This is a genomic window from Mycobacterium sp., from assembly GCF_049585075.1.
Lineage (GTDB): Bacteria > Actinomycetota > Actinomycetes > Mycobacteriales > Mycobacteriaceae > Mycobacterium.
This window is the reverse complement of sequence record NZ_JBAUZA010000539.1, coordinates 1-9,219: the sequence shown is the minus strand read 5'-3', so window position 1 is coordinate 9,219 and position 9,219 is coordinate 1. Positions and strand designations below refer to the sequence as shown.

At 65.1% G+C, this 9,219-nt stretch carries 6 protein-coding genes, 1 tRNA gene and 2 pseudogenes; 8 read left to right on the top strand and 1 reads right to left on the bottom strand.

All coding sequences use genetic code 11. The features are described 5' to 3' along the window. The 3 genes and pseudogenes from WB785_RS24735 to WB785_RS24725 all read left to right on the top strand — a co-directional run. Positions 1–309 (top strand): annotated as a pseudogene (locus WB785_RS24735) (ABC transporter ATP-binding protein); the annotation flags it as partial. Positions 310–444: 135 nt separating this feature from the next. Further along, positions 445–1,543: pseudogene (locus WB785_RS24730) on the top strand (lytic transglycosylase domain-containing protein). Between the two features lie 31 nt (positions 1,544–1,574). Then, positions 1,575–2,186: a hypothetical protein gene (locus tag WB785_RS24725; RefSeq protein WP_424082737.1), complete on the top strand. Its 612-nt coding sequence runs from the start codon at positions 1,575–1,577 to the stop codon at positions 2,184–2,186. A gap of 431 nt (positions 2,187–2,617) precedes the next feature. Here WB785_RS24725 and WB785_RS24720 read toward each other — a convergent pair. Then, a tRNA-Arg gene (locus tag WB785_RS24720) sits at positions 2,618–2,693 on the bottom strand. Between the two features lie 113 nt (positions 2,694–2,806). Between WB785_RS24720 and argS the strand changes: the two genes are divergently transcribed. From argS to thrB, 5 genes are all read left to right on the top strand, one after another. Further along, a complete protein-coding gene (gene argS / locus WB785_RS24715) occupies positions 2,807–4,459 on the top strand; it encodes an arginine--tRNA ligase (RefSeq protein ID WP_424082735.1) in 1,653 nt (550 codons plus the stop codon). Then, complete coding sequence (lysA, locus tag WB785_RS24710; protein WP_424082733.1) at positions 4,456–5,874, top strand: diaminopimelate decarboxylase; 1,419 nt, start codon at positions 4,456–4,458, stop codon at positions 5,872–5,874. Before argS ends, lysA begins: the two co-directional genes overlap by 4 nt. 12 nt (positions 5,875–5,886) lie before the next feature. Continuing rightward, complete coding sequence (locus tag WB785_RS24705) at positions 5,887–7,212, top strand: homoserine dehydrogenase (protein WP_424082732.1); 1,326 nt, start codon at positions 5,887–5,889, stop codon at positions 7,210–7,212. Continuing rightward, positions 7,209–8,300, top strand: a complete 1,092-nt coding sequence (gene thrC, locus WB785_RS24700; RefSeq protein ID WP_424082730.1) for a threonine synthase — start codon at positions 7,209–7,211, stop codon at positions 8,298–8,300. The genes WB785_RS24705 and thrC overlap by 4 nt, the downstream gene beginning before the upstream one ends. An 8-nt stretch (positions 8,301–8,308) precedes the next feature. Then, positions 8,309–9,219 (top strand): homoserine kinase (thrB, locus tag WB785_RS24695; RefSeq protein ID WP_424082728.1); only part of this gene is annotated, 911 nt, incomplete at its 3' end.

Genomic DNA, 9,219 nt, shown 5'->3' with positions numbered 1-9,219 from the left:
GACGAGGCCACCATGGCCGAGGAGCAGGCCCACCTGGAGGCCGGCCATCACGACGGCGGTGTCGAGGAGATCGAGGGTGTGCCGCCGCAGATCCTCGCCACGCCCGGTATGCCGGAGCGCAAGGCGGCAGGCCGTCGACAGGCCCGGGTCCGAGACAACCTGCACCTGCTGCCGAAGAACGCGCAAGAAGCCATCCTCGAGTCGTTGGAGGGCAACGGCAACAAACCCGCCCAGGATTACGACGCCGCCACCGCCCGCCACCGCGGCGACGAAGCCGACACCGCTTCCATCCCCACGCACGGCGGCTAGTGAGACAAAATGGCGCGCCATCGGCTAAGGCCACATACCAACAATCCCGCTTTGGCGTGTAGATCGCTTACGACCCTGGCGGTTTGGGGGTTCAGTCAGCCACACCGTGTGACGCTGCGCCAGCAGGTAACCGCGATGGCGCGGAACCCAGCGTGGAGCATCGCTGCGATAACTCCCTTGATACTTGTGTGTGGTGTCAGCGGCGCCGCGCACCAGATGCCCTCGCCCACAAGAGCTTTGCCCCGTGATGCCATTACACCAGTAGCGGTTGTCGCACCCGCCGGAAGTGAGTTGGCCGAGCCGGCCGTGGTCGCCGTGGCGCGGCGGCCCGTCAGCCTACATATCGCGGTGGCCACCAAGTCGGCTCCGCCACCGACCACTATGGTGAATTCGACTAGCGCACTGGGTATTCCGTCGATGGCCCTGGCCGCTTACCGCAATGCCGAGCAAAAGATGGCCATCTCCAACCCCGACTGCGGGATCAGCTGGAATCTGTTAGCAGGGATCGGACGCATCGAATCGCGTCACGCCAATGGCGGTGCGACCGATGCCCGCGGTACCGCGGTCCAGCCGATCTATGGACCCGCGCTGGATGGCACGCTGCCCGGCAACGAGGTCGTCGTCCAAAGCAGTGCCGGCGGTGAAGTCAGTTACGCACGGGCCATGGGCCCAATGCAGTTCCTGCCCGGGACCTGGGCACGGTATGCCTCCGACGGCGACGGCGACGGCGTGGCCGATCCACAAAATCTCTACGACTCCGCACTGGCCGCGGCGCAGTATCTCTGCAGCGGCCGGCTGAACTTGCGAGACCAGTCCCAGGTGATGGCTGCGATCTTGCGCTACAACAACTCGATCCCCTACGCCCGAAATGTGCTGGGCTGGGCCGCGGCATACGCCACCGGCGTGGTTCCGGTCGACCTGCCATCGGTAACAGGGCCGGCACCGCCGCTCGGCGACAGTCATCTCGAAAATCCAAGGGGACTCGGGCCGGGGCTGCCCCTAAACATCCACGGTCTGCCGCCCACCGACCCGCTGGCACAGATGCCGCTCATCGACTTCGGCCCACCCGAAATGTCCCCGCAACAACCCATTTCGCCGTCACAACCGCCCGCCTCGGAGGCACCGAGTTGCACAGTGATCTGCATCGGCCGCTAGGGAAGCAATTGGTTGCCCGGATTCCTCGGCACAGATGCGCCGCCCGCCCATCCGCCAATGTGGCCCGCCAACACCGTAGCGACAAACAATATTGAAAAGGAGGTTGGCCGATGAACAGAGCCGATGAAGGAGCACTCGCATGGGCATTGACCGACTCGGCAACCGCGTTCCTGAATCCACGCGTTCGCGCATGGTTGTGCACGAAAATTGGTGCCGGAGAACAGGATGGCGCGATCATGGACCTGCTTACCTTCTACGCAAATTCCAACGCCGACCTGCCGTGCGAGTTGGCAGTGCCGATACGGGCTTGGATTCAAGGTTACGCAGGAAGTGACAGCGAACCGATCCTTCGACGCATCTACGACCAGATCGGGGTGTCAGTCGCAAACAAGGAAACGAGCCAACGACGCGAAGGCGAACTTCATCATTTCCCCAACCGCCTTATCGCCAAACGTAGCGGGCACGCACCGCGCGATAGCGCCCCCGCCAGGCGCCCAACACATGCCTTAAAGCGTGTCGCTATATGTGGCATAACGACAAGTGTTGAAGCGTTAGTCGAGACCGCCATTGACGCCCGCCGTGCCGCGCAGAAGGCCATCGAGGTCGCGGTGCGGGAGGCCCGCTCGGCGGATTGGTCCTGGGATCAGATCTCTTACGCTCTGGGCGGAACGCCAAACGGGGAAGCGCTTCGCCGCAGGTTCGGCTCCGGCGAATCAGACTAGGGGACAAGCCGGTCGCACCGACAACCGAGGCACAATGCTGTGAGAGCGTGAGCATCGGTCCTCATGGGAAAGCTGGGCGCGACTACTCGAGTCGCTACATCCTTTTACGGACAGAGCTACTTCAGTCCGCAGCCAGTCCGCAGTAGAACTTGCGGCGCTTTCGTTAGCCAACACAACCAAGCTTCTGACTATTAGCTTTATCGCGCAGTCATCACGCCATTCCAACGCTAAGAGCGACGGACTGCCGATCCGTCGGCGCCGCCTATCCAGCCGCGGATCCTCGACCTGGCCATTCGGGGTTTCGATCTAGGCGCAAGACGCCGACCGCCGATCGAAGACCTTTCCGTGTCGGCATGGTCCATGTCTTCGGAGCCTGGCCGTGGTTCCGCAGTGGTGCGAATATTGCGCGGACTACATTGGCGCTGGTCAGATGGTGCCCCCGGCAGGATTCGAACCTGCGGCCTTCTGCTCCGGAGGCAGACGCTCTATCCCCTGAGCTACGGGGGCGCACGCGAGAAGTGCTGCGCCAACGGGCCACGACAGACTAACGCATGACGGCCGCCGGCCGAGCATCGGAATCGATTCGAGGCCGGGGGACCTCAGCCAATAGGATGGCCTGCGTGAACCCCGCCGACCTGGCCGAGTTGCTCAAGGCCACCGCGACCGCGGTGCTGACTGAGCATGCGCTCGACACCGACGCGCTGCCGCCGTCGGTCACCGTCGAGCGGCCGCGCAATCCCGAGCACGGCGACTACGCCAGCAACCTGGCAATGCAGCTCGGGAAGAAGGTCGGCATCAATCCCCGCGAGCTGGCCGGATGGCTGGCCGAGGCGCTGACCCAGGCCGATGGCATCGCCTCGGCGGAGGTGGCCGGGCCTGGCTTTATCAACCTGCGCCTGGACGCGTCGGCGCAGGGCGTCATCATCAACAACGTCATCGACGCCGGCGACAGCTACGGCAACTCCGATGCCCAGGCCGGACACAACATCAACCTGGAGTTTGTCTCGGCCAACCCGACCGGGCCGATCCACATCGGCGGTACCCGCTGGGCCGCTGTCGGCGACGCACTCGGCCGGTTGCTGTCGACGCAGGGCGCCCAGGTGGTACGCGAGTACTACTTCAATGACCACGGCTCCCAAATCGACCGGTTCACCAACTCGCTGATCGCCGCGGCCAAAGGCGAAACAACGCCGGAAGACGGGTATGCGGGCAGCTACATCGCAGACATTGCCGCGCAAATTTTGCAGCAGGCACCCGAGGCGCTGAGCCAACCCGAGGCCCAGCAGCACGAGACGTTCCGGAAGATCGGTGTCGACTTGATGTTCGCGCACATCAAGTCGTCGCTGCACGACTTCGGCACCGACTTCGACGTCTACACGCACGAAGAGTCGATGCACAGCAGCGGCCGGGTCGAGCAGGCGATCGCCCAGCTTCGCGAGAACGGCAACGTCTACGAGAAGGACGGCGCAACCTGGTTGCGCACCAGCGCTTTTGGTGACGACAAGGACCGCGTCGTGATCAAGAGCGACGGCAAACCGGCCTACATCGCCGGCGATCTCGCCTATTACCTCGACAAGCGGCAACGCGGCTTCGACCTATGCATCTACATGCTCGGCGCCGACCACCACGGCTACATCTCCCGGCTGAAGGCCGCCGCGGCCGCCTTCGGCGACGACCCGGCAGGAGTCGAGGTGCTGATCGGGCAGATGGTCAACCTGGTCCGCGACGGCCTGCCGGTGAAGATGAGCAAGCGGGCCGGCACCGTGATCACGCTTGACGACCTGGTCGAGGCGATCGGCGTCGACGCCGCTCGTTACAGCCTGATCCGCTCCTCGGTGGACACCCCGATCGACATCGACCTGTCGCTGTGGTCGTCGGCGTCCAACGAAAATCCGGTCTACTACGTGCAATACGCGCATGCCCGGCTCTCCGCGCTGGCCCGCAACGCAGCCGAACTGGGTCTGATACCCGACACCGGCCACCTCGAGCTGCTCACCCACGACAAGGAAGGCACGCTCGTCCGTAATCTCGGAGAGTTCCCGCGCGTTTTGAAAACCGCAGCGGCACTACGCGAACCGCATCGAGTATGCCGCTACCTGGAAGACCTCGCCGGCGACTATCACCGGTTCTACGACTCATGCCGGGTATTGCCGCAGGGCGACGAAGAGCCCAACGAACTGCACACCGCGCGTCTGGCGCTGTGCCAGGCGACCCGCCAGGTGATCGCCAACGGATTAGCCATCCTGGGTGTCCGCGCTCCGGAGCGAATGTGAACGCGCATCCAGCCGGACCACGCCACGCCGAGGAGTTCCATCACGGCGGCGTTCCACCGTGCCCGCAGACGACGCAAGAACTCTTGGAGCTGGCACCGAATGTCTGGCCGCGCAACGTGCTTCGCGGCGACGATGGGATCGTCAGCATTGCCGGTGTCGCGCTGAACCGGCTGGCGCACGAGTACGGCACGCCGCTTTTCGTCGTCGACGAAGACGACTTTCGATCGCGGTGTCGCGAGATCGCCGCCGCATTCGGCGGCGACACCAACGTGCACTACGCCGCCAAGGCCTTCCTGTGCAGCGAAATTGCGCGGTGGATCGACGAGGAAGGCCTCTCGCTTGACGTCTGCACAGGCGGTGAGCTGGCGGTCGCACTGCATGCGAACTTCCCGCCCGAGCGGATTGCGCTGCACGGCAACAACAAATCGGTCGCCGAGCTGACCGCCGCGGTCAAGGCCGGCATCGGTCACGTCGTGGTGGATTCGATGACCGAGATCGAGCGCCTCGATGCGGTCGCCGGTGAGGCCGGCGTCGTCCAGGATGTGCTGATCCGCGTCACGGTCGGCGTCGAAGCCCACACCCACGAGTTCATCTCCACCGCCCACGAAGACCAAAAGTTCGGGCTCTCGCTGGCCAATGGCGCGGCGATGGCCGCGGTGCGACGGGTGTTCGACACCGACCACCTCCGGCTGGTGGGCCTGCACAGTCACATTGGGTCGCAGATCTTCGACGTGGACGGTTTCGAACTGGCTGCGCACCGGGTGATCGGGCTGCTGCGCGATATCGTCGCCGCGTTCGGGGTCGACAAGACGGCGCAGATCTCCACCATCGATCTCGGTGGCGGCCTGGGCATCTCGTATCTAGCGAACGACGATCCGCCGCCGGTGGGCGAACTCGCCGACAAGCTTGGATCCATCGTGCGCAACGAATCCGCGGCCGTGGGCCTGCCGGTTCCCCGGCTAGTCGTTGAACCCGGTCGCGCCATCGCCGGGCCGGGCACGATCACGCTGTATGAGGTCGGCACCGTCAAAGATGTGGGGGTGAGCGCCTCGGCGAGTCGCCGTTACGTGAGTGTGGACGGCGGAATGAGTGACAACATTCGCACATCGCTTTACGGTGCCGAATACGACGTTCGACTGGTCTCCAGGGCTACCGACGCGGCTCCGACACTGGCCCGTGTCGTTGGAAAGCACTGTGAAAGCGGCGATATCGTCGTTCGGGATACCTGGGTACCCGACGATGTAGCCCCGGGTGACCTGATTGCGGTGGCCGCCACCGGCGCCTACTGCTACTCGCTGTCGAGCCGGTACAACCTGATTGGCCGACCGGCCGTGGTGGCGGTGCGCGACGGGCAGGCTCGTCTGATCTTGCGCAGAGAGACCGTCGACGATCTTTTGAGCCTGGAGGTGAGGTGAGGAGTGGCGCACATGAACGGTGATGAAAAGCCAGTCGGTGTAGCGGTATTGGGACTGGGCAACGTGGGTAGTGAAGTTGTTCGCATCATCGAGGACAGCGCTGACGATCTCGCCGCCCGAATCGGCGCACCGCTGGCGCTGCGCGGCATCGGCGTGCGGCGGGTCGCCGCTGACCGTGGTGTGCCGATCGATCTTCTCACCGACAACATCGAAGAACTTGTCTCCCGCGATGACGTTGACGTCGTCGTCGAAGTGATGGGACCGGTCGAGCCGTCGCGCAAGGCGATCCTGTCGGCGCTAGAGCATGGCAAGTCCGTCGTCACGGCGAACAAGGCCCTGCTGTCAGTCGCCACCGGAGAGCTCGCGCAAGCAGCCGAAAGCGCCAATGTCGACCTGTATTTCGAGGCTGCCGTGGCCGGTGCCATCCCGGTGATCCGGCCGCTGACCCAATCGCTGGCCGGCGACACCGTGCAGCGGGTGGCCGGGATCGTCAACGGCACCACCAACTACATCCTCTCCGAGATGGACAGCACCGGCGCCGACTACGAGGCCGCGCTGGCCGACGCCAGCGCGCTCGGCTACGCCGAGGCCGATCCCACCGCGGACGTGGAAGGCTATGACGCCGCGGCCAAAGCCGCGATCCTGGCGTCTATCGCATTTCACACCCGGGTGACCGCCGACGACGTCTACCGCGAGGGCATCACGAAGATCAGCCCGGACGACTTCGTGTCCGCGCGGGCCCTAGGCTGCACGATCAAACTGCTGTCGATCTGTGAGCGAATCAGAACCGAAGAAGGACAGCAGCGGGTTTCGGCTCGGGTCTACCCAGCGCTGGTGCCGTTATCGCATCCGCTGGCCGCGGTCAACGGCGCTTTCAATGCCGTGGTCGTCGAGGCCGAAGCCGCGGGCCGGCTGATGTTCTACGGCCAGGGCGCCGGCGGAGCGCCGACCGCCTCAGCGGTGACCGGGGATCTGGTGATGGCGGCCCGCAACCGGGTGCTGGGCAGCCGTGGGCCCAAGGAATCTAAGTACGCCCAACTCGCCGTCGCGCCAATGGGTTTCATTCCTACTCGCTATTACGTGAGCATGAACGTCGCGGACAAACCGGGCGTATTGTCTTCAGTCGCGGCGGAATTCGCCAAGAGGGAAGTCAGCATCGCCGAAGTTCGCCAGGAAGGCGTGGTAGGGGAGGGTGGACAACGGGTGGGCGCCCGCATCGTGGTAGTCACCCACAGCGCCACCGATGCCGCACTGTCCGAAACCGTCGACGCGCTGGCCGACCTCGACGTGGTACAGGATGTGACCAGCGTCCTGCGGCTGGAAGGAACCAGCGAATGAGTTCGGCGAGCACCGCCAAGACCAGCACCCATCAGCGGTGGCCGGGGGTGATCGCGGCCTACCGGGATCGGTTGCCGGTCGGCGACGACTGGGCTCCGGTCACCCTGCTCGAGGGTGGCACCCCGCTGATACCGGCAGCCAGGCTTTCTGCGAAGACGGGGTGCACGGTTCATCTCAAGGTCGAGGGCCTCAATCCCACCGGCTCGTTCAAGGACCGTGGCATGACGATGGCCGTCACTGACGCCGTGGCCCGCGGTCAGCAAGCGGTGCTGTGCGCGTCGACGGGCAACACCTCGGCGTCGGCGGCGGCCTACGCGTCCCGCGCCGGCATCACCTGCGCGGTGCTGATCCCGCAGGGCAAGATTGCGATGGGCAAGCTGGCACAGGCCGTGATGCACGGCGCCAAGATCATCCAGATCGACGGCAACTTCGACGACTGTCTGGAACTCGCCCGCAAGATCGTCGCCGACTTCCCGACGATCTCGTTGGTCAATTCGGTCAACCCGGTGCGCATCGAGGGCCAGAAGACGGCGGCGTTCGAGATCGTCGACGTCCTGGGCGTCGCGCCGGACGTGCACGCGCTACCGGTCGGCAACGCAGGCAACATCACCGCGTATTGGAAGGGCTACACCGAGTATCACGCCGACGGAGTAATCGACAAGCTGCCGCGGATGCTGGGCACCCAGGCGGCCGGCGCAGCGCCGTTGGTGTTCGGCGAACCGGTGCGTCACCCCGAGACCATTGCCACCGCGATCCGCATCGGCTCACCAGCGTCATGGGCATCGGCTGTCGAGGCCCAACAGCAGTCCAAGGGGCGGTTCCTGGCCGCCACCGACGATGAGATCCTGGCCGCATATCACCTGGTGGCCGCCACCGAAGGCGTCTTCGTAGAACCAGCGTCGGCGGCGAGCATCGCCGGTCTTCTGAAGGCCGTCGAGGACGGCTGGGTGGCGCCGGGATCGACCGTGGTCTGCACCGTGACCGGAAACGGCCTCAAGGATCCGGACACGGCGCTGCGGGACATGCCGACCGTGTCGCCCTTGCCCGTCGACCCGGTCGCCGTTGTCGCGAAACTGGGGCTCGTCTAGTGGGTCAGATGCTGCCGGCCGGCCTGCTGGCCACTTCGGTCGTCGCGGCGTCCAGCGCCAACCTTGGCCCGGGCTTCGACAGCATCGGATTGGCGCTGAATGTTTACGACGAAATTATCGTCGAGACAACCGATTCCGGCCTGATCGTCGAAGTTGATGGTGAGGGTGCCGGGGAATTGGCGCTCGGCTCAGGCCATTTGGTGGTTCGCGCGGTCGAATCTGGACTGCGGGCGGCAGGCGTCAGTGCGCCCGGCCTGAAAGTGCGGTGTCGAAACACCATTCCGCACTCGCGCGGCCTCGGCTCGTCGGCCGCAGCGGTGGTGGGCGGCCTCGCCGCAGTCAATGGGCTTGTTGGACAAGCGGGTTCGACTCTTCTGAGTCAGGACCAATTAATCCAGTTGGCGTCGGAATTCGAAGGGCACCCCGACAACGCCTCGGCTTCGGTGCTCGGCGGCGCCGTCGTGTCGTGGACCGACCGCAGCAGCGACCAGCCCAGCTTCTCGGCGGTGCCGCTGCGGTTACATCCCGACATTCACCTGTTCCCCGCCATTCCCGAGCAACGCTCCTCGACCGCGGAGGCGCGGGTGCTGCTGCCTGCGCAGGTCAGCCACGACGATGCCCGGTTCAATCTCAGCCGCACAGCGCTGCTCGTGGTGGCGCTGACCGAACGACCCGACCTGCTGATCGCCGCCACCGAGGACGTGCTTCATCAGCCGCAGCGTGCGCCCACGATGCCCGCTTCGGCGGAATACCTTCGACTATTGCGTCGTTACAGGGTGGCAGCTGTGCTATCCGGCGCTGGTCCGGCGGTGATCGCGCTCAGCACGGCTTCCCAGTTGCCCGCCGAGGCCTTGGAGTACGCCGCCGCAAACGGGTTTGTGGTCGGCGAAATGGCGGCTGGCGACGGGGTCCGCTGGAG